This window comes from Streptomyces sp. NPDC030021, assembly GCF_055574035.1.
Genome location: NZ_JBVIAH010000025.1, coordinates 39,659 through 60,057, shown reverse-complemented (window position 1 = coordinate 60,057; position 20,399 = coordinate 39,659). Strand labels below are relative to the sequence as shown.

Below are 20,399 nucleotides of genomic sequence, written 5' to 3'. Positions count from 1 at the left end.
GTAACCGTCCCCACCTCACGACAAGGAAGAACTCCCATGACTGACATCGCCATCACCGGACTCGGCTGCCGCTTCCCCGGCGCTCCCGACATCAGCGCCTACTGGAAGCTCCTGCTGAGCGGGGAACGGCAGTTCTCCGCCGTGCCGAAGGAGCGCTGGAACCATGAGACCTTCCACGAACCCGGCAATCCGTCGGCCCCCCATGCCGCGTACACCGACCAGGTCGCCTTCCTGGACGACGTGGACCACTTCGACGCCCTGCATTACGGCGTGCCGCCCGCGCGCGCCCGGGCCATGGACCCGCAGCACCGGCTGCTGCTGGACGTCACCCGCGAGGCCCTCGACGACGCGGGGCTGGGCCGGGGCGACTTCGACCGGGAGAACACCGGGGTCTTCTGCGGCATGTCGGTGTCCGACTACAAGGACCTCATGTCGGCCCCCATCCGGGCCATCGCCCTGGCCGAGGACGCGGGGCAGGCCGCGGCGGACACCGGCGGCCTCCTCGACGCCGTCAAGGACCACGCGGGATCGCTCGGCACCGTGCAGGCCTTCAGCCTGCCGGGGAGCCTGCTCAACATGGCCCCCGGCACCGTCAGCCGGCACTTCGACCTCGGCGGGCCGAGCTTCACCGTCGACGCCGCCTGCTCCGGCTCGCTCGTCGCCCTGGACCAGGCCATGGCCCAACTGCGCCAGGGCAGCTGCCGGATCGCCGTCGTGGGTGGCGTGTACCTCAACCTCACCCCCGACAGCCTGATCGGGTTCTCGACGCTCCGGGCCCTGTCCGCCACCGGGGTGTGCCGCCCCTTCGACGAGGGGGCCGACGGTTTCGTCCTCGGTGAGGGCGCCGGTGCCGTCGTCGTACGGCCGCTCGCCGACGCGCTCGCCGCGGGCGACCGGGTCTACGCGGTGATCAAGGGCGTCGGCTCGGCCAACGACGGCGCGTCGCCCGGGCCGCTGGCGCCCGCGCCCGAAGGCCAGCTGCGCGCCATGCGCCGGGCCTACGACGACGCGGGGGTCACCCCGTCCTCGGTCGGCTTCCTGGAGGCCCACGGGACCGGTACCGCCACCGGCGACCGCGCCGAGGTCGAGGCGCTGCGCCGGCTGCGTACCGAGTACCCCGACGACGACCCCTCGCTGTGCTACGTCGGCGCGGGCAAGGCCCTCATCGGACACTCGCTGTCCGCCGCGGGCATCGCCGGACTGATCAAGACGGCCCTGGTCGTCCACCACCGGACGATCGTTCCGCAGCCGAAGACCGCCCCGCACCCGGGGCTGGGCATCGACGCCGCGGGCCTGCGTCTCGCCGACACCGCACGGCCCTTTCCGGACTCCGGTACGTCGCTCCGGGCCGCCGTCAGCTCGTTCGGCTTCGGCGGGACGAACGTCCACGTGGTGCTGGAGGAGCGGCCCGCCCCCGCCCCTGCTGCCAGCCGTCTCCCGGAACGCGCCGGGGACGCCGGGGACGCCCGGGACACCGGCCCTCAGCTCGTCCTGCTCTCGGCCGGCAGTCCCGAGCTCCTGGACCAGCACATCGGCGACGTTCTCGACGCACTCGACACGGCGGACCCCGCCCCGCTGGCAGCCGTGGCCCACACCGTGGGCTCCCGCCGGCCGCTGACGGCCCGGCTCGCGATCGTGGCCGACGACACGGAGGCCTTCGTACGGCGGCTGCGCCACGCCCGCGAACAGCTCGTCGAGGGCGAACGCGGCGACCTCGGGGACGACGCCTTCGCCGCCGACGCCCCGCTGCCCGCCGAGCGGCGCCGGCTCGCCTTCCTCTTCCCCGGTCAGGGCAGCCAGCGGCCCGGCATGACGCGGGACCTCTACGAGCGGTTCCCGGGCTTCCGGGCGACCGTCGACGGCCTCGGCGCCGCGGCCCGCGAGGCCACCGGCTTCGGCATCGGCGACCTGCTGTACGGCGAGGCGGCGACCGCCGGGGTCGACACCGAGGAGAGCGGGCGCCGGCTCGCGTCCACCGAGGTGTGCCAGCCGCTGCTCGGGACCGTCCAGATCGCCGCCACCCGGCTCCTCGCCGGCTTCGGCATCGCGCCCGATCTGGTCCTCGGTCACAGCGTCGGGGAGTTCGCCGCGGCCGCGGCGGCCGGCGCGCTCACCGACGAGGACACCGTACGGCTGCTGGCGCACCGGGGTGCGACCCTCCGGGAGGCCGAGAGCGGCCTGCGCGGCGGGATGCTCGCCGTACAGACCGACAAGGAGACCTGCCGCCGGCTGGTGACCGGCATCGACGACGTGTGGCTCGCCTGCTTCAACCAGCCGCGGCAGGTCGTGGTCAGCGGTACGCCGGAAGGGCTCGACGCCATGCGGCAGGCCTGCGCCGAGGCCGGGGTCGTCACGGTGGCGCTCGACGTGTCGAACGCCTTCCACTCGCCGCGGCTCGCCGCCGCCGACGAGAAGATGCGCGCGGACCTCGCCGACCGCCCCGTCACCAGCCCCGTCCTGCCGTTCGTCTCTTCTGTGAACGCGGCCGTCTGCGGCGATCCCGAGAGGCTGCGCGAGCTGTGGGCCCGGCACGCGTCCGCGCCGGTCCAGTTCGGCGATGCCGTGCGCACCGCCTACGACCAGGGGGCTCGTGTCTTCCTCCAGGTGACCGGCGGCAACTCGCTCCTGACCTCGGTCCGCCGCAACGTCACCGACCACGGCGACGTCCACGTCGTCCCGGTCACGGGGGTGGAACCCGACGGCGGCCGGAGCTTCGTCCGGGCCCTCGCCCGGCTCGCGGTCCTGGGCGCCCCGGTCGACCCGCGCGCCCTGGTTCCCCAGGAGGAGCGCCGACTGCTCGACCTGCCGGTGGCGAAGCTCGCCACGCAGTCCTACTGGGTGCCCCGCCGCCGCGTGGGGACGACGGGCACCTCCGCCCCCGCCCACCAGCCCCAGCCTCGGCCCCGGCCCGTATCCCCCGAGGAGATCGCGATGAACGACTCGCCGCTCCACCCGATGGACGAACTGCTCCAGCTGGTCCAGCAGCAGACGGCGCTGCTCGCCCGCCTCGCCGAAACCCTCCCCGGGCCGGACCCGGCCACGGAGGCGGCGCTGCTGGCCCGCCTCGCCGAGACCCTCCCCGAGCGGAACCGGGCCGCGGAGGCCGCCGCCCCGGCGACGGCCGAAACCACCCCGGTGCCCGCGGACGCCCCCACGGCCCCCACGGCGCCCGCCGAGCCCGCCGACGAGGAACCGGCGCCGCCGGCCGGGGACATCACCACGGTCACGGAGTCCGTGCTCGCGCACGTGGCCCGGGTCAGCGCGTTCCCCGTCGCCCATCTGCGCGATGACCAGCTGCTGATCGACGACCTCGGGTTCGACTCGCTGATGCTGACCGACCTGTTCACCTCCCTCAAGCGGCAGTGGCCGCAGTGGACCCGCGACGACACGGCCACCGACCGGCCGACCGTCGGAGGGATCGCCGCGATGATCGCGAGCGGCTGCGGCGGCGCACCGGTCCCCGTCCCCGAGCAGCGCTCCGCAGCCGGCGAAGCCCCGGCACCGGCGTCCGCCGACCCGCCCGTCCCCCTGGCCTCCGACCCGCCGACGGCCACGGACCCGGCCGCCGCCCCGCTGCCCGAGCAGCACACACGGATCGAGAGCTTCCCGGAGGTCACCGCCCACTCCGAGCGCATCGCCACGCTCTCCGCGCTGGGGCTGGCCAATCCGTACTTCCTCGTCCACGAGGGCGCGCTGACGGACACCACCGTCGTCGACGGCCGGGAACTCCTCTCCTTCTCCAGCTACAACTACCTGGGCATGGCGACCCACCCGCAGGTGAACGAGGCGGCCCACGAGGCGATAGAGCGCTGCGGCACCTCGGTCTCCGCCAGCCGGCTGCTCTCCGGCAGCCGACCGCTCCACCTGGAGCTCGAGAGCGAGATCGCCGGCCTGCTCGGATGCGAAGCGGCGATCACCCTGGCCAACGGCCATGCCACCAACGTCACCGTGATCGGCCACCTCGTCGGACCGGGGGACCTCATCGTCCACGACTCCCTCGCGCACGACAGCATCCTGCAGGGGTGCAGGCTCTCCGGCGCGACCCGGCGGCCCTTCCCCCACAACGACGCCGCCGCCCTGGACGCCCTGCTGACGCAGGTCCGCGACCAGTACCGGCGGGTGCTCGTCGTCGTCGAAGGCGTCTACAGCATGGACGGGGACATCGCCGACCTGCCCGCCCTCGTCGACGTCAAGCGCCGGCACGGCGCGCTGCTGATGATCGACGAGGCGCACAGCATCGGGACGATCGGCCGGACGGGCCGCGGCATCGGCGAGTACTACGGCATCGACCGCCCGGCCGTCGACCTGTGGTCGGGCACGCTGTCGAAGGCGCTGGCGAGCTGCGGCGGCTACGTCGCGGGGAGCCGCCCGGTCGTGGAGTACCTGCGCTACACCGTGCCGGGCTTCGTCTACAGCGCCGGGATGACCCCGGCCGACACCGCGGCCTCGCTGACCGCCCTGCGCATGCTGCGTGCCGAGCCGCAGCGGGTGGCACGGCTCTCGGAGAACGCGGCGCTCTTCGTCCACCTCGCGCGCGAGGCGGGCATCAATACCGGGGACAGCCATGACACGCCGGTCGTACCGTGCATCGTCGGGGACTCGCTGAAGACCCTGCAGCTCGCGGAGGCCCTGTTCCAGCAGGGCATCAGCGTCAACCCCATCCTCCATCCGGCCGTACCGGAGGAGCTGGCCCGGCTGCGGTTCTTCATCACGTACGACCACACGCCCGGCCAGATCCGCCAGGCCGTGGCCGCGCTGGCGCGCGAGCTGCTGCTCCTCGACTCGGCCCCGGTCTCGTGACCGCCGCCGCCGTGACCGCTGCGGTGACCGCCGCCGTGGACGCCGTCTTCCCGCCGATCGTGCCGGGCCGGGTCCACCGATGGGGCGGAGCCCGCCTGATCGTGGCCCGCGCCCGCGAGCTCCGGCAGGTGCCGCCGCTCTCACCGGCCGAGCGGCGCGTGGTCCGCGGGTTGCGGGCCTGGCGGCAGGCCGAGTGGACGGCCGGCCGGCTGCTCGCCAAGCGGCTGGTGGCTGAGGTGGTCTCCGCGCCGGCGGACGGCGTGGAGATCCTCCCGCGGGACGACGGCAGCCCCCGCGTCGTCGTCGGCGGCAGCCCGATGCCCGCCCTGTACGTCTCCATCAGCCACACCGCCGGGCACGTCGCCGCGGCTCTCGCGCCGGAACCGGTCGGGGTGGACCTGTGCGAGATCGACTCGGCCGACGCCGTACGCCGGGTCGCGGACCATTTCCTGTCGCCCGAGGAGCTCTTTCTCGTCGGCAGGGAGCGACCCGACGCCATGACCGGGGCCTGGGCGCTGAAGGAGGCCGCGGTCAAGGCCGACCGGAGCTCGGTCTTCGGCGCCGCTCCGCGCGGCATCCCGATCCTCGGCCTCCGGCCGCCCCTCCTCGGCGGACGGCGCCGCGCGATGGTCTGGCGGGCGGACGACGCGGCGCTCGCCCTCGTCCTCGCGTACCCGGGTGGCTGAGTGCCCCGCGTGACGGTACTGCGTTGGTGCTCCTTGCCCGGCTGGATCATTCTGGTCAGAGGAGCGCCTGGCCGTGCACGTCCCCGTGGGACGGCGGCAGCGGAACGAGCGAGGGCGAGATGAGTGGCGATGGAGCAAGTTCCCACCTCTCCTGGTGAGCGGCCCGAGGAGACGGGCGCCTCCCTCGAGTCGGCCTACACGGCCTCGGCGACGATCAACGAGCAGGGCATCGTCACCGAGTGGAGCGAGGGTGCGACCCGGCTGCTCGGCTATGTGCCGTCCGAGGTCGTGGGGCTGCCCGCCGCCCACAGGCTCGCCGACGTCCTCAGTGACGCGGCGCGGCGGGTGCCCTCCGAGCAGGAGCGGTGGAGCGGCACGGTGGCGCTGCGCCACCGGGACGGTCATCGCATGGAGGTGGCCCTGCTCGCGCACCGCTGGACGTCCAGCGGCGGGACCGTCAAGTGGTTCGTGGTGTCCGCCGTCGGGGGCGCGCGCCGCTCTCCCTGGGACGAACCGATGAAGGAATGGGCGTTCACCCAGTCCCCCTGCTTTCTGGCGGTCTTCGACGCGGACCTGCGCCTGGTGCGGGCGAACGCCGGCATGGAGCGCACGCTCTCCCTCACGGAGGCCGAGATGCGGGGGCTGCGGCTGCCGGAGATCGCGCCGGATCCCGTGAGCGACGAGACCGAGCGCCGGATGCGCGTGGCGTTCGACTCCGGTGAGCCGCAGTACATGGAGGCCTTCGTCCACCCGACGGGCGCCGGCGCGGAGCACGGTTGGGCCACCTCACTGGCGCCGTTGCGGGACCCGGACGGCCGGGTGCGCGCCGTCTGTCTGGCCGCGCACGACCGGAGCGGGGTGGAGAGCGTCCAGCACCAGATGCTCCTGACCGACGAGGTCGACACCGCGCCGATCGGGACCACGCTGGACAGTGTCCGCACCGCGCACGAGCTGGCCGACGCCGCCGTCCCCCGGTTCGCCGATTTCGCGGTCGTCGACCTGCTGGAACCCCTCCCGCGCGGCGACGAGCCGTCCTCGGTCCCGGCTGACGGGCCGGTCACCGTGTGCCGCGCCGCGGCGCGGTCGGTCCTCGACGGAACCCCCGAGTCCGGCGTCGCCGTCGGAGACACGACCAGCTACCCGCCGCTGTCGCCGCCCGCCGAAGCGCTGGTCGCGGGCCACGGAGCCGTGTACGGAGCCGCGGACCCGGACCTCGCCAGGTGGGCGGCCCAGGACCCCGGGGCCGCCTGGATCGGGGAGTACGGGGCCCACTCGATCATGGTGGTGCCGATGCGGGCCGGCGGGGGCACGCTCGGTGTGGCCGTCTTCTCCCGCCACCGGCGCCGGGAGCCCTTCCAGCCGGAGGACCTGCGGGTGGCCGGGGAACTCACGGCCCGGGCGGCGGCCGGGATCCGCAACGCGTACCGGTCCGGCCGGGAGCACACGACGACCATGACCCTGCAGCGCAGCCTGCTCCCGCACACGCTGCCCGATCAGGCCGCGCTGGAGATCGCCTCCCGCTACCTGCCCGCCGCCGGCGAGGCCGGTGTGGGCGGCGACTGGTTCGACGTGATCCCGCTGTCGGGCGCCCGGGTGGCGCTGGTCGTGGGGGACGTCGTCGGCCACGGCATCCGGGCCACCGCCACCATGGGGCGGCTGCGCACGGCCGTACGCACCCTGGCCGATGTCGACCTGGGGCCCGACGAGCTGCTCACCCACCTCGACGACCTCGTCATCCACCTGTCCGCCGACGAGGGCGACCAGGAGTCAGGCGGGGAGACGGCCGGGGGCATCGGCACCACCTGTCTGTACGTGGTCTACGACCCGGTCATCCGCCGCTGCACGGTCGCCCGGGCCGGCCACCCGCCGCCCGCCGTGGTCTCGCCGGAGGGCTCCGTGTACCTCCTGGACGTCCCGGCCGGTCCCCCGCTGGGCCTGGGCGGTCTGCCCTTCGAGACGCTGGAGGTCGAACTGCCCGAGGGCAGCATCCTCGCCCTGTACACCGACGGGCTGCTGCAGGCCCGCGACCACGACATCGACGAGGCGCTGGACAGCATGTTCGCGGCCCTGGTCCGGCCCGCGGACACGCTGGACGCGGTGTGCGACCGCGTTCTGACGGCCATGCTGACGCACCGCCCGGACGACGACGTGGCCCTGCTCGTCGCCCGGACCCGGGGCCTGCACGCCGACCAGGTCGTCGTCTGGGACCTGCCGTCCGACCCCTCCGTGGTCGCCACGGCCCGGCGCCAGACCACCGACCAGCTGACGGCCTGGGGGCTGGAGGAGGCCGCCTTCGTCACCGAGCTCCTGGTCAGTGAGCTGGTCACCAATGCGATCAGGTACGGCCAGCCGCCCATCCAGCTGCGGCTGATCCACGAGAGGAACAGCACCCTGATCTGCGAGGTCTCCGACGCGAGCAGTACCGCCCCGCACATGCGGCGGGCCCGGACCTACGACGAGGGCGGGCGGGGCCTGCTGCTGGTCGCCCAGCTCGCCGAGCGCTGGGGCACCCGGCACGCCGCCATCGGCAAGACCATCTGGGCCGAGCAGTCCCTCACCGAGTACTGAGGACGCGCACGAGGCCGGGCGGTATGCATGGAAATGTCCCCTGTGACGCGCCTGTGACAGTCGACGGACAGCTCCATGAAGTCCCCCCGACAAGCTCTTTATCAGGGACAAACACCGACATTCCGGGAAACGTCCCCTGCTTCCGAGGACGTGAGCAGTGATGACCAGACCGATTCGTCGGAGGAATCATGAGCCTCACCCTCGTCGCCCCGCAGACCGAAGCCACCGCCCCCACCCTCGCCCCGCGCGAGCAGGAGGCACTGCGACACATCGCCGCAGGCTGCACCTACCTGCAGACGGCCCGCCAGATGGGGCTCTCCAAGCACACGGTCGACGCCTACCTGCGCCGCATCCGCGCCAAGCTGAACATCAGCACCACGGCCGAGATGACCCGCCTGGCCATCTCCATGGGGCTGTGACAGCCGCCGGGACCGCGCAGGAATCGCGTAGGAACGACAGCGCAGCAATGCGAAAACGCCCGTGACGGGCGAGGCGGCCTACGGGCCGCCGCCGGGCAGGCCGTAGAAGACCGGCCGGGCCCAGACCGGGGGCTCCCGCGGGGGCACGGAGTCCCCCGGGGCACCGGGGGGACGGGAATCCTCCCGCGACGGCGGATCGGCCTGACGGCCGGTGCCGCCTCCCGTGGCGACGCGCAGAGCGGCCACGAATTCGAGGCAGGACCCGTAACGGTCCTCGGGGAGCTTCGACAGAGCCTTGGTCAGTACGTCGGCGGCGGCGGGAGCGATTCCCGGCCGCCGTTCCGTCAGTGGGGGCGGGGGGTCGTACTGGTGCGCCCACAGCAGCGCCGCGTCCTCCTCGCGCTGGAAGGGCGGCCCGCCGGCGAGGGTTTCGTAGACGACGCACGCCAGGCTGTAGAGATCGCACCTGCCGTCCACCGGCCTGCCGGAGATCTGTTCCGGCGCCATGTAGTCGAGCGTGCCGACGAACTCGCCGTCCGTGGTGAACCCGGTCAGCGCCAGCGACTTCTTCGTCAGCCCGAAGTCCGTGAGGTAGATGTGCTCGGGGTGCTCGCTGTCGGTGCCCGCGGCGACCAGGATGTTGCCGGGCTTGACGTCCCGGTGCACGAGATCGTGGTCATGGGCCGCGTCGAGCGCCGATGCCACCTGGGCGGCGATGCGCAGGGCGGTCGCCACGGGCAGCGGGCCCTCGCGGTCCAGCAGCGCGCGCAGGTCCAGCCCGGAGACGTAGCGCATGGCGATGTAGAGGACGCCGTCGGTCTCACCGGCTTCGAAGATGGGCACGATGTGCGGGTGGTCGATCGACGCGGCCACCCGCGATTCGTGCGTGAAGCGGCGCCGGAAGGTCTCGTCGCGGGCGCGTTCGGGGGCGATCAGTTTGAGTGCGACCGTACGGTCCAGGCGCAGGTCCTTCGCGCAGTAGACGACGGCCATGCCACCGCGGCCGATCATGCGCTCCACCCGGTAGCCCGCGATCTGCTTGCCGATGAGGCCCGAGGCACGGCCCGCGTACACGCTGAGGTTGGATGCCTCGCTCATCGGACGCCCCCCTCACCCGGCCGGGTGACGCCGCCGGACGCGGCAGGCCGCTCTTCCATACCTGGAAGTCTATCGAGCGGCCCCTCCAAGCGCCGCCCCGTCGAGCGGTACGGGCGAGACGGACACGCACACGCACACGGGAACGCACCGTGACCGGTCCCCGAAGGGAACCGGTCACGGTGCGCGCCGCTGTCCTCGGCGATCAGTCGTCGTCGCTGCCGCCGGCGCCGCCGTTACCACCGAAGCCACCGGTGGTCCCGCAGCCGAAGCCGAAGCAGAGGCCGCCGTCCCCGCCGGTGCCGCCCTTGCCGCCGTCACCGCCGGGCAGCGCGACCCCGCCGGTGCCGCCGGTGCCTCCGTTGGCGCTGCCCTTGCAGGTCCCGGCGCAGATTCCGCCCTTGCCGCCGTTCGTACCGTTGCCGCCCGGCACGCCCGTGGTGCCGTTGCCGCCGTTGGCACTCCCGTTGCACAGCCCGGCGCAGATCCCGCCCTTGCCGCCCTTGGTGCCGTTCACCGATCCTTCGCAGTTGCCCGCGCAGACCCGGTCGCCGACCTTGACGCTGCCCTTGTCCACCTTGACTCCGCCGAGCACCGCGCGGCCGTCGAACCGGCCGCCGCCCGGACGCGCGTCGCCGCTGCCGAACGCGGAAACCGTCTGGGCGGACGGCGCCGGGGCCGCCGTGGCGACCGGTGCCATCGCACCCGCGCCGATCAGAGTCGCCGAAATGATGAGGCCGAGTCGAAACTTCGTGGATCGCGTACGCATGAAACTCTCCCTTTCCTGGAAATGGATTTCCGTGGCGCGGTTACGGTGTTCCGCTTTCCCGCGTTCCCGGCGAATGGGCCGGTTCATGTCCGGCCGTTCGTTCCCCGAGGTTTCGCCGGCGTCCCGGCCCGCTGCGGGCCGGGGCGCCGGGGCCTCACGAGCGGACGTCGTCCGCCATCAGGGCGAACCAGTCGCCGTCGACGTAGTACTTCTTCCAGGTGTCGATCTGCTCGTCCGAGATCTTGTACTTTTCGGAGATCTTCTTCGTGGTCTCGTCCGGGTCGTCGGCCGCCAGCACGATGAGCACGATGCGCACCTTGTCGACCACCGTCAGATCCGCCTTCGGCTTGTCGGGCAGGTCCTTGAACGTGAAGCAGCCGACCCCGCCGGGCTGACCGGGCTCACCCGGCTGACCGGGCTCGCCGCCCCGGCCGCCCTTGCCGCCCTCTCCGCCCTTTCCGCCCTTTCCGCCGGCGCCGAATCCGACGCAGTGTTCGGGCTTGTCGGCCGGGGCCGAGGCGCTGATGTTCGTGGGGGTGTGGGACTGCGACGCCTGCGCGGCGCACGCCGTACCGGTGACGAGGGCCAGAGAGGCCGTGACCAGGATGATCGGACGCTGCCAGGACTTCGTGAACATGGGGGGTTTCTCCGTTTCGGCACATACCGATGAGGGGGTGGAACTGTGTGGGGGGTGGGGGGTGGAGGCCCGAAGGCCTCCACCCCGTTGAGCCGGGTACTGCGGTGTGCGGTCAGAAGAGGCTGCCGCCACCGGCGCCGCCGTTGCCGCCGGCGCCACCGATCAGGCCACCGAGGCCGCCGTCTCCGGCCTTGCCGCCGTTGCCTCCGTTGAAGAAGCTGAAGCCGCCGTTGCCGCCGTTGCCGCCCTTGCCGCCCTTGAGGAAGCCGTCGCCGCCCCCGCCGCCGCCACCGGCGTTGCCGCCCTGGAGGACGCCGAAGCCGCCGTCGCCACCGTTACCACCGGCGCCACCGATGCGGCCTTCACCGCCACCGCCGCCACCGCCGCCGGCGCCGCCGAGCAGGAAGCCGTCTCCACCGGTACCACCGTTACCGCCCTTGCCGCCGGTGCCCAGGACACTGCCGCCACCGGAGCCTCCGGCACCACCGGCGCCACCGACGAGACCGCCGGTACCGCCCTTGCCACCGTCACCTCCGGCGCCCCCACCGTTCGGGAGGGCCGTAGCGACGTGGGAAGCGACCGGAGCGGCCGAGGCCATGGACGCCGGAAGCACAACTCCTCCTGTGACCACAGCGGCCGCGGCGACCAGAGTGGCGACGCGGAAACCGCGACGGCTGGAACGGACAACGTTGCTGGTGTGCATCTTGCGGTTCATGACTTTCTCCTACAGATTCAAGAGGGGTATATGACGTGCCCGGATTTCCGGGACGCTGCGGTGATGTCGACGAAAGAAGAGGTATTCCGTTTCTTTCGTCTGCCTCGTTCTGTTTCCGGTGAGGCCCGCACCACAAGTAAGCCCCGGGGGCCACATCCGGGTCATGTTCCGGAAACTCGGGACTTGACACCCTCATGAATGTCGACTAAAAGCCCCCTCGGCCGGGCGGCGGGGTCAGCGCCCGCAGCCGGTCCTCCAGGGCGCCGGCCTCCACGAGGGAGGACGCGTACATCTGCGGGACCTCTGCCTCGAGCGCGCGCATGAGGCCGACCGCCTCCGCGGCGGCCGCCAGGCCCTCGGCGAGGTCGGTACCGGCCTCGGCCCGCACCCGGGCGTGGAACGCCAGTGCCAGGGCGAGGTCGCCCCGCCGGGCCACGGGGTTGATCGCGGCCTGCTCCCGCATCAGCGCCAGGACCCGGGGGTGACCTCGGGCCGGCGCGCGCCGGCTGCCGGTAGAGGGTCCCCTCGGTGTGCAGCCCCAGGCGGGACAGCACCACGCCGAGCAGGCTGAGCGCGTTGCCGAGCTGCGGGCGGTACGCGGTGTCCGCGCGGGCGAGCCTGCGGTACGGGCCGACGGCTCCCGGGCCATCGCGAGGGCCTCCTGCGGGCGGCCGAGTCCCCCACAGGGCGGTGGCGAGGCCCGTCAGGGTGGCGCCCAGCGGCGCGGCGAAGGCCTCCCGGGCCTCCCGGGCCGGGCCGACCCCGAACCGGGTGCGGCCCATGCCGTACCGGCCCCGCCCCGGGGAGCGGGGCGGGGCCGGAACGATTCAGCGGGACTGTACGAACGTGTGGCCCTGGTGGCCCTCGGCGGTGCAGGAGCGCTTCTCCGCGGCCGTCATCTTGCGGCTCTTGACCACCACCGCGTTGCTCTTGCCGTCCGTGCCGTTCTTGGCCGGGCTGGTGATCGTGTCCTGGAAGAACCAGTAGTAGTGGCTCCACTTGGGGCTGTCGTAGTGGGTCTGCCAGGTACCGGAGACCTTCTGCATCACCTGGGCGCGCGAGATCCATCCGACCTCGCCGGGCTTCACCGTCATGTTGAGCGAGCTGCTCTCCGAATGACTGCTCGACCAACTATGGCTGTAACTCGCGGTTACGCTCAGGTCGACGATGCCCGCTATCTTGCCTCCCGCCGTGACGGAGACGCCCAGCGAGTCGGTGGAGCCCACCGTGTCGTCCCAGGTCATCGACTGGGTGGCGTCCGACGTACTGCAGTTGAACAGCGAGTTCGACACCTGGCGGAACCCACCCAGGTACGCCTCCCCGAGCTGGGGCGAGTTGAAGGTGCACTTGCCTTCGCCCGAGGCGCAGTCCGCCATGAGCTGCTGCCTGGTCGGCTGGTCGGCGGCGGATGCCGGAAGGGTGGTCGCCGCAGCGACGGCGCAGGCCGCGACCGCCATGGTCAACGTGCGTGCCGCGTAACGCCTGACGCGGTGTGTGGTCATCGTGGTGCCTCTCACGGTACTGGGGGGATCGGTGAACCGCCGTACGGAAGCGGCGAATTCGCTCGCCCCCGCCCGCACGGCCGATCACCGCCTCTTGCTCCTGAGATTCTCCCGACCCACCGGAGGGGTACGGTCCGATTGAGTCAACCTGCCGCCGGGCGCAGCACCGTGACCTCCGGGCCGAAGGCGACCACGAGCCGTCCGCCCGGTGCGGCCCCGAGCGCGGCCGCCGGGAGCGGCAGCGCGTACTCGGTCCCCGCCTCCCGCCCCGTGGCGAGGTCCCAGAACCGCACGGCCTGGCCCTGGCCGATGGCCACCACCGGCCGGGCGCCCCCGACGGTGACGACCATGGGCCCGTTGGGATCCGTGTGGCCGGTCAGGGGTTCGCCGGTCTCCCGCATCGCGGCCAGGTCCCACAGGCGCACCGTCTTGTCCCGGCTCCTGCTGACCGCGACGGGCCTGCCGTCGACGAGCGTGGTGGCCACCGATGTCACCCAGTCGGTGTGGCCGGTCAGGGGTTCGCCGACCTGCCGGCCGGTGGTGAGGTCCCACAGCCGTACGGTCTTGTCCCAGCTTCCGGTGACCGCGACGGGCCGCCCCGCCAGTTCCGCCGTCGCGACGGCGGTCACCCTGCTGGTGTGGCCGGTGAGCGGTTCGCCGACGAGGCGGCGGGTGGTGAGGTCCCAGATCGCCGCGGTGCGGTCGGCGCCGGCCGTGACCACGACCGGCCGGCCGTCCAGGGTCGCGGCGGCAAGGGCCAGCACCCGGCCGTGGTGGCTGGTGACGGGCTCGCCGACGTGTTCCCCGCCCACCGGATCCAGCAGGTGCAGGATGTCACCGGAGCCTGCGGTCACGACCACCGGCCGCCCGTCCACCACCGATGCGACCATGGCGGTCACCTCGCCCTCCAGGCCGGTCACCGGGGCCGTGACCGGCTGACCGGTGGTCAGGTCCCAGACGTGCAGGGTGCGGTCGGCGGCTGCCGTGACGACCACCGGGCTCCCGTCGAGAACGGCGGTGGTGATCGCCGAGACCGTTCCGGTGTGGCCGGTGCGGGCCGGACCGTCGCCGTCGGCGTGGGCGTCGGCGTGCGCGTGGGCGTCGGCGTGCGCGTGGGTGAGGTCCCACGTCCGGAGCGTGTGGTCGGCGCTCGCCGTGACGGCCACGGGCCGCCCGTCCACGACGGCGGTGGCCACGTCCCAGACCTTGCCGGTGTGGCCGGTCAGCGGCGGGCCCACGGGCTTTCCGGTGGCGCGGTCCCGTACCACCACCGTGTCGTCCTGCTCCACGGTGAGCAGGACCGGATCGCCGCTGCCGGAAGGGCCGGTCCCGCGGCCGGAGAGCCGGCGCCAGAGGTCCGCGTCCTGCTCCGGGCCGGGCGAGAGGGCCGGCGCCGTGCCGCTCGCGCCGACGGCATCGATCACCCGCATGCCGTTCACGCGCTGCCCGTCGTCCGCCAGGTCCCAGATGCGCAAGGTGCCGTCCGCTTCGGCGGTGAGGGCGACGGTACGTCCGTCCAGCACCGCGGTCTCCCGCGCCCGGGTCCGTACCAGGGCGCCGTTCTGGCGGGCGAGGGCCAGGGGGCCGATGAAGCGGGGCTCCTCGCCGTCGAGGCCGACGGCGACGGCACGTCCGTGCACCACCGTCAGGGTCGTCACACCGGGCCGGTCCTCGCCGCCGGACAGGGCTGCGGCGGCCGAGGGCGTCTCCACCGGCTCGCCGGTGGCCAGGTCCCACAGCCGCTGCTCCTCCTGATCCGGCTCCCCGGCGGTGACGGCGAGCACGCGTCCGTCGAGGGCCACGGTCCGCACCACCTCCAGCGACCGGGCCAGTTGATCGCCGGTGCCCAGGTCCCACACGCGCACCGTCCGGTCCACGTCGATGTCGTCGACGGTGAGGACGACACGGCGGCCGTCCAGCATCGCGATGGCGGCCGCCGACGGGAAGGCGGCGACCCGGCGGCCGGTGAGCAGGTCCCCTACGTACAGGGTCCCGTCGGCCCCGAGGGTGAGGAGGACCCGGCGCCCGTCCAGGACGGCGCTCTCCACCAGCCTGACGAACTCCCCGGCCGCGCGGCCGGTGGCCAGGTCCCACACCAGGACCGCGTCGTCGCCGTGCAGGCTGAAGGCCACGGGCCTGCCGTCGGCGAGCGCCGTGGCCACGGACAGCACCTCGGCCGTCATCGAGGACACCGGGTCGGTGCGGCCGGTGACCGGCTCGTGGAGCTGTTCGCCCGTCGCGAGGTCCCAGACGCGCACGGTGTCGTCCCGGCTGCCCGAGACCGCGACCGGCCTGCCGTCGACGGTCGCCGTGGCCACCGCCCGCACCGGGCCGCTGTGGCCGATGAGGGGTCGCAGCCGGCGCTGGTCCGGTACGGGGCCGTCGGCCCACTGCACGGTCCACCGCGGACCGTCGAGCGGGGCATTCACGTCGTCGGGCGCACCCGTGGAGGTCTCAGACATACCCCCGAGGCTAGACACCGCCTCTGACATCGCCCTTCTCTACCACACCGGGTGCCGTCGGCTGGAGCGTGCGGACCACCACCATTCCGCCCCGTGCCGGACGGCATTCCGGTGGGGGGCGCGGGCGGAGATTATGCGGGGCCACCGCCCATGTGCGGGTGGAGCGGATGGCGTTGAGTCGGACCTGCCGATCGGCCGGCCAGGAATCCACATCAGCGCGAACCGCGCACCCGACCTTCGAGGAGGTGATCCGGATGAGCGTCCTCAAGCTTCAGAACATGGAGGCCCGCGTCACGCCCAGTGCTGCCGCCACCATCAGCCTGACGAGCAGCAGCAGCGACTGCTGCAAGTCTCCGCGCGAGCCGCAGAACCCGAACTGACCCACCGGGTCCGTGCGTGGGCTCGGCGCGCCCCCGCACGGACCCACCGTTCCCGACGGCCGCTGCCGCAGCCGCTGCTGCCGGCGGCCCCTCGGACGATCACAGAGGCTGACATGCGCAACGAACGCTGGGTCTACCGCTTCCTCTTCGCGTGGAACGACACACTGTTCTTTGACCCGCTCGACGTCTTCTACGAGCCGAACGCGGACCACTTCCTCGCCGCGTTCGACGAGGGGGTGCGGGCCCGATTCGTCCGCAGCGGTATCTGGTGGAGCTTCCGGCACAACGAGGACCTGCCGGCGCAGGGCTGGAAGATCCACGTCTCGTCGAGCCACCGCCACGTACGGGAGGTCGCCGCTTCGGTGATCGGCCACCTGACGGAACGCGAGATCGATTTCAAGATCGCTCTCGATCTCAACGTCTTCGAGATGCTCAACTCCAAGGCCATCTCCCGGGGCAGCGGCGGCAAGCTCGTCACGGTCTACCCGCGCGACGACGACGAGTTCCGCACGTGCCTGGCGGACCTCGCCCGCCTCCTGAAGGGCGTCGAGGGCGCCTACGTCCTGTCGGACCTGCGGTACCGGGACAACAAGGCCCTCTACTTCCGCTACGGCCAGTTCCTCGACACCCACACCGTCGACGTCCTCGGCCGCAGGCTGCCGCGGATCCTCGGACCGGACGGACCCGTCCCCGACGACCGGCGCCCGGGCCACGCGCACCCCTCCTGGGTGCCCTGGCCGTTCGACGACTGGCGGCCCGCCGACGAGGACGAGGGGGACGACGGCCTGCTCGGGGGCCGCTTCCGGGTGACCGGCGCGATCCAGTTCTCCAACAGCGGCGGCGTGTACACGGCCGAGGACACCGCGGACGGCGACCGCCCGGTGCTGCTCAAGGAGGCCCGCCCGCACACCAACATCAACCCGCGGCAGGACCACGACGCCGTGGACATCCTGGGCCGCGAGTGGATGTTCCTGAACCGGCTGGCCGACGCGGGCTCGTACCCGGCGCCGATCGCGAAGTTCCGGCACTGGGAACACCACTACATCGCGGAGGAGTTCGTCGACAGTTCCGACATCCGCTCGGTACTGCTGGAGCGCAACCCGCTGGCGCGGCCGGGGTTCGATATCGAGCGGTCGCGGGAGTACCTGCGGATCTTCCTCGCCGTCTTCCGCGGGCTGGCCCGCGCGATCCAGGCCGCCCACGACCGCGGCGTGATCCTCACCGACTTCACCGCCGCGAACCTGCTCATCGACCCGGACACCTACGAGGTGACCGTCGTCGACCTGGAGGCCTGCCGGCTGGCCGAGAGCGGTGACGCCGCTCTGGCGAAGCCGGTCGAGCTCTACACCCCGGGGTTCAGCCTCTCCCGCAACCGTTTCAAGGCGTACGGGCCGGAGGGCGACCGGTACGCCCTCGCGTCGACCATGGCGTACTTCATCTTCCCGATCGCCGCCATGTCGTACCTGCGCGAGGACGTCCTCGATCTGTACCGGATCTTCATCACCGAGGGACTGGGCTGGCCGGAGCGGGTGCACCGACTGATCACCGACCTGGCCCGGGACCGGATCGACCTCACCGGCCTGCTGAAGGCCCTGGAGGACGAGGCCGGCCTGCTCGACGCGGTCGAGGCCCTGCCGTCGCGCCCGGTCGTCGAGGAGCGGCTCGCCCTGGCGCAGACGGAGGCCGGGGTGGCCGCGTTCGTCGAAGCGAGCGCCGACACCGGCCGCGACACGCTCTTCCCCGTGGACCCCTTCGCGCACGTCACCAACCCGCTGAGCCTGGGCTTCGGGGCGAGCGGCGTCCTGTGGGCGCTGCACGCCAGCGGTGTCCCGGTCCGGCCCGAGTGGCGTGCCTGGCTGAGCCGCAGGCTGGCGGACATCGATCCGGCCCGCTACCCGGACGGTCTCATGAACGGCCTGTCCGGCATCGCCTGGGCGGCCGACTCCCTCGGGCTCGGCATACCGGCCAGGGAGCTGCTGACCCTGGCCGGCGAGCGGGCGGTGGAGAAGGGCGACCACACCTTCTACTACGGCCTCTCCGGGGTCGGCATGACGAACCTGCGCTTCTTCCTGCGCGGCCACGACCCCCGCGACCTCGCCGCGGCGCAGGAGTGCGCGCAGGCCCTGTACGAGACGGCGCAGCGGGACGGCGGGCAGGCCCACTGGCTCAACGAGTTCACCGCGAAGGAGCCGCTGACCGGCCTGGGCTTCGGGCAGGCCGGCGTCGCGATGTTCCTGCTGCGCATGCACCAGATCACGGGCGAGGCGCGCTGCCTGCGGCTCGGGAGGGAGGCGCTCGCCTGGGAGATGGCCCACGCCAAGCCCATCGACGACGACGGCGGCCCGCTCATGTTCGAGCACGAGGGGACGATGGAGCCGTACGTCGAGGTCGGCTCCGCGGGCGTGCTGAAGGTGCTGCTGCGCTACGGGGACACGGACGCGGCCCGGACCGTCCTGCGCGGGCTGGACGTCCGGTACTCGGTGATGCCGGGCTACGCCTACGGCATGGCCGGGGTCGCCGACGCGCTGCTGGACGCGGCCGAGTTCACCGGCGACCGGTCGTACCGCGACACGGCGCTGCGCCAGCTCGACTTCATCCGGAAGGTCTTCCTCTTCGAGCCCGCGGAACGTTTCGGGCTGCCCCGCGCCGAGGGCCGGCCGCCCCTGCTGGGATTGCCCGGTGAGGGGCTGCTGCGCTGCTCCACCGACTATCTGACCGGATCGGCGGGCCTGCTGCGGGTGCTCCACCGGGTGAACCGGGGCGGCCCGGCCGACTTCCTGCTGGACGAGGTCGGGCGGTGAGGCAGCTCTGGCGCACGCTGCGGGGGCACCGGGCCCCCTTCGTGGTGATCCTCGTCGCCGAGGTCACCACGAGCGGGCTGGAGGCGCTGCTGCACCCGCTGCTGCTCAAGGCCCTGTTCGACGAGGCGATCCTGACCGCCGACCTGCGGCGCTTCCTCTTCCTCGGCCTCACCTACCTCGCGCTCGGGCTGACCCTCAACCTCACGGGGTACTGGATCGCCTGCCGGCGCAAGCGGTTCGAGAACGCGTTCACGCTGGTGCTGGAGACGGAGCTGCTGGCCCGCGCCCTCGGCCTGGACGGCCGGAAGGTGTCGCGGGCGGGCAACGCCTCGTACGTCAGCCGCATCCACAACGACGTGGCCCAGGGGGTGCTGCCCGCCGTCGACGTGTCCCTGCGCATCGCACGGCAGGCGGTCACCTCGGTCGTCTTCCTCGGGGTGCTGCTGTACCTGTCCTGGCAGGCCAGCCTCGTCCTGCTGGTGATCGTGCCGCCGCTGGTGTTCGTGAGCAACCGGCTCGGCAGGCGGATCGAGGAGAACACCGGTCCCGAACGCGAGGCGGAGGCCCGGTACGTCAACACGCTGACCCGGACCCTGGAGGCCTTCCCCGCCCTGCGCGGTCTGCCGTCGCTGCTGCCGGGGACGCGCCGCGCGAACCAGGACGCGCTGCGCGGCTTCCTCGGCATCACCTTCGTCAACTTCCGGCTGGCGCAGCGCCAGCGGACCCTCAGCGACCTGGTGATGAACCTGTCGGACACCGCTTCGATGATCGTCGGGGCCTTCTTCGTCTTCTCCGGCCGGATGTCCTTCGGCAGCTTCCTCGCCTTCGTCAACTCGCTGTGGCGGGCGGTGACCGGGATGTTCGACCTCATCAACATGATTCCGCAGGCCCGCCGGAGCACCGCCGTACTCGAACGGATCGAGTCCCTGCGGGAGGCCCGGGAGACCCCGTACCACGACGAGGGGGCGCTGGTACGGGTCCGCGGAGCCCGTGTCGTGTACGGCGGCGCCGACGGGGACGGGGCCGGGGAGAGCGGCGTGGCCGGGGTCTCGTTCGACGCCTTCGAGCTGCGCGCCGGCGAGCACGTGCTGCTGCGCGGTCCCAACGGCTGCGGGAAGACCACGCTGCTGCACATCATCTCCGGGACGCTCGCCCCCGACGCCGGGTCGGTCACCCTGCCGCCCCGGGTCGCTAGCCTGACCGCGCCGGTGAACCTGCCGCCGCTGCCGGTGCGCGACCTCGTCCCCGACGAGCGGCTGCGCGCCGCGCTGGACCTGGCCGCGGCGGCCGACCAGCTGCCCTCGGAGCTGTCCTCGGGCCAGCGCCAGCGCGCCGGGGTCGCCGCTCTCCTGTGCGAGGACGCGGACGTGTACCTCGCCGACGAACCGTTCGCGAACCTCGACGACCACGGCAGGGAGCTGGTGTTCCGGCTGCTGCGCGAGCGGACCGCCGGGCGCGCGCTGCTGGTGGTGCACCACGGGGACGAGGACCTCGACGGCCGCTTCGACCGCGTGGTGACCCTGACGGCCGGACACCCGCTGGCCCGTCTGTCCTGATCGGCAGGA

Annotated in this window: 14 protein-coding genes; 7 read left to right on the top strand and 7 right to left on the bottom strand. The window is 72.8% G+C overall.

Annotated features, from left to right (window positions below):
- The first annotated feature begins 36 nt into the window (after positions 1 to 36).
- The 4 genes from ACZ4YL_RS35255 (at position 37) to ACZ4YL_RS35240 (ending at position 8,473) form a co-directional block, all read left to right on the top strand.
- Positions 37 to 4,800, top strand: coding sequence for a type I polyketide synthase (locus tag ACZ4YL_RS35255; RefSeq protein WP_468121988.1), 4,764 nt, complete (start codon positions 37 to 39; stop codon positions 4,798 to 4,800).
- On the top strand, positions 4,797 to 5,486 hold the full coding sequence (locus tag ACZ4YL_RS35250) for a 4'-phosphopantetheinyl transferase family protein (RefSeq protein ID WP_468121986.1): 690 nt from the start codon (positions 4,797 to 4,799) through the stop codon (positions 5,484 to 5,486). The genes ACZ4YL_RS35255 and ACZ4YL_RS35250 overlap by 4 nt, the downstream gene beginning before the upstream one ends.
- Before the next feature lie 129 nt (positions 5,487 to 5,615).
- Positions 5,616 to 8,054: a SpoIIE family protein phosphatase gene (locus tag ACZ4YL_RS35245; protein WP_468121985.1), complete on the top strand. Its 2,439-nt coding sequence runs from the start codon at positions 5,616 to 5,618 to the stop codon at positions 8,052 to 8,054.
- A 188-nt stretch (positions 8,055 to 8,242) separates the two neighbouring features.
- Positions 8,243 to 8,473: a response regulator transcription factor gene (locus ACZ4YL_RS35240; protein WP_030010891.1), complete on the top strand. Its 231-nt coding sequence runs from the start codon at positions 8,243 to 8,245 to the stop codon at positions 8,471 to 8,473.
- 78 nt (positions 8,474 to 8,551) lie between these two features.
- Here the strand turns inward: ACZ4YL_RS35240 and ACZ4YL_RS35235 are convergent, their stop codons facing one another.
- The 7 genes from ACZ4YL_RS35235 to ACZ4YL_RS35205 all read right to left on the bottom strand — a co-directional run bounded on the left by ACZ4YL_RS35235 (position 8,552) and on the right by ACZ4YL_RS35205 (position 15,653).
- Complete coding sequence (locus ACZ4YL_RS35235) at positions 8,552 to 9,571, bottom strand: serine/threonine-protein kinase (RefSeq protein WP_468121984.1); 1,020 nt, start codon at positions 9,569 to 9,571, stop codon at positions 8,552 to 8,554.
- 202 nt (positions 9,572 to 9,773) lie between these two features.
- Positions 9,774 to 10,337, bottom strand: a complete 564-nt coding sequence (locus ACZ4YL_RS35230) for a hypothetical protein (protein ID WP_468121983.1) — start codon at positions 10,335 to 10,337, stop codon at positions 9,774 to 9,776.
- 154 nt (positions 10,338 to 10,491) lie between these two features.
- Positions 10,492 to 10,974, bottom strand: a complete 483-nt coding sequence (locus ACZ4YL_RS35225) for a hypothetical protein (protein ID WP_468121981.1) — start codon at positions 10,972 to 10,974, stop codon at positions 10,492 to 10,494.
- Between the two features lie 112 nt (positions 10,975 to 11,086).
- A complete protein-coding gene (locus ACZ4YL_RS35220) occupies positions 11,087 to 11,689 on the bottom strand; it encodes a hypothetical protein (protein WP_468121979.1) in 603 nt (200 codons plus the stop codon).
- 205 nt (positions 11,690 to 11,894) lie between these two features.
- Complete coding sequence (locus ACZ4YL_RS35215) at positions 11,895 to 12,152, bottom strand: hypothetical protein (RefSeq protein ID WP_468121977.1); 258 nt, start codon at positions 12,150 to 12,152, stop codon at positions 11,895 to 11,897.
- Positions 12,153 to 12,516: 364 nt separating this feature from the next.
- A complete protein-coding gene (locus ACZ4YL_RS35210; RefSeq protein WP_390802466.1) occupies positions 12,517 to 13,191 on the bottom strand; it encodes a hypothetical protein in 675 nt (224 codons plus the stop codon).
- Between the two features lie 143 nt (positions 13,192 to 13,334).
- Entirely contained in the window at positions 13,335 to 15,653 is a 2,319-nt protein-coding gene (locus tag ACZ4YL_RS35205) for a WD40 repeat domain-containing protein (RefSeq protein WP_468121976.1), read from the bottom strand.
- Positions 15,654 to 15,907: 254 nt separating this feature from the next.
- Here ACZ4YL_RS35205 and ACZ4YL_RS35200 point away from each other — a divergent pair, with 254 nt between their 5' ends.
- The 3 genes from ACZ4YL_RS35200 (at position 15,908) to ACZ4YL_RS35190 (ending at position 20,390) form a co-directional block, all read left to right on the top strand.
- The gene (locus tag ACZ4YL_RS35200; protein ID WP_266388495.1) at positions 15,908 to 16,033 is read left to right on the top strand and encodes a class III lanthipeptide; all 126 of its coding nucleotides are present in this window, start codon (positions 15,908 to 15,910) and stop codon (positions 16,031 to 16,033) included.
- A gap of 113 nt (positions 16,034 to 16,146) precedes the next feature.
- On the top strand, positions 16,147 to 18,834 hold the full coding sequence (gene lanKC / locus ACZ4YL_RS35195; RefSeq protein ID WP_468121975.1) for a class III lanthionine synthetase LanKC: 2,688 nt from the start codon (positions 16,147 to 16,149) through the stop codon (positions 18,832 to 18,834).
- A complete protein-coding gene (locus ACZ4YL_RS35190; protein ID WP_468121974.1) occupies positions 18,831 to 20,390 on the top strand; it encodes an ATP-binding cassette domain-containing protein in 1,560 nt (519 codons plus the stop codon). Before lanKC ends, ACZ4YL_RS35190 begins: the two co-directional genes overlap by 4 nt.
- The last annotated feature ends 9 nt before the right edge of the window (positions 20,391 to 20,399 follow it).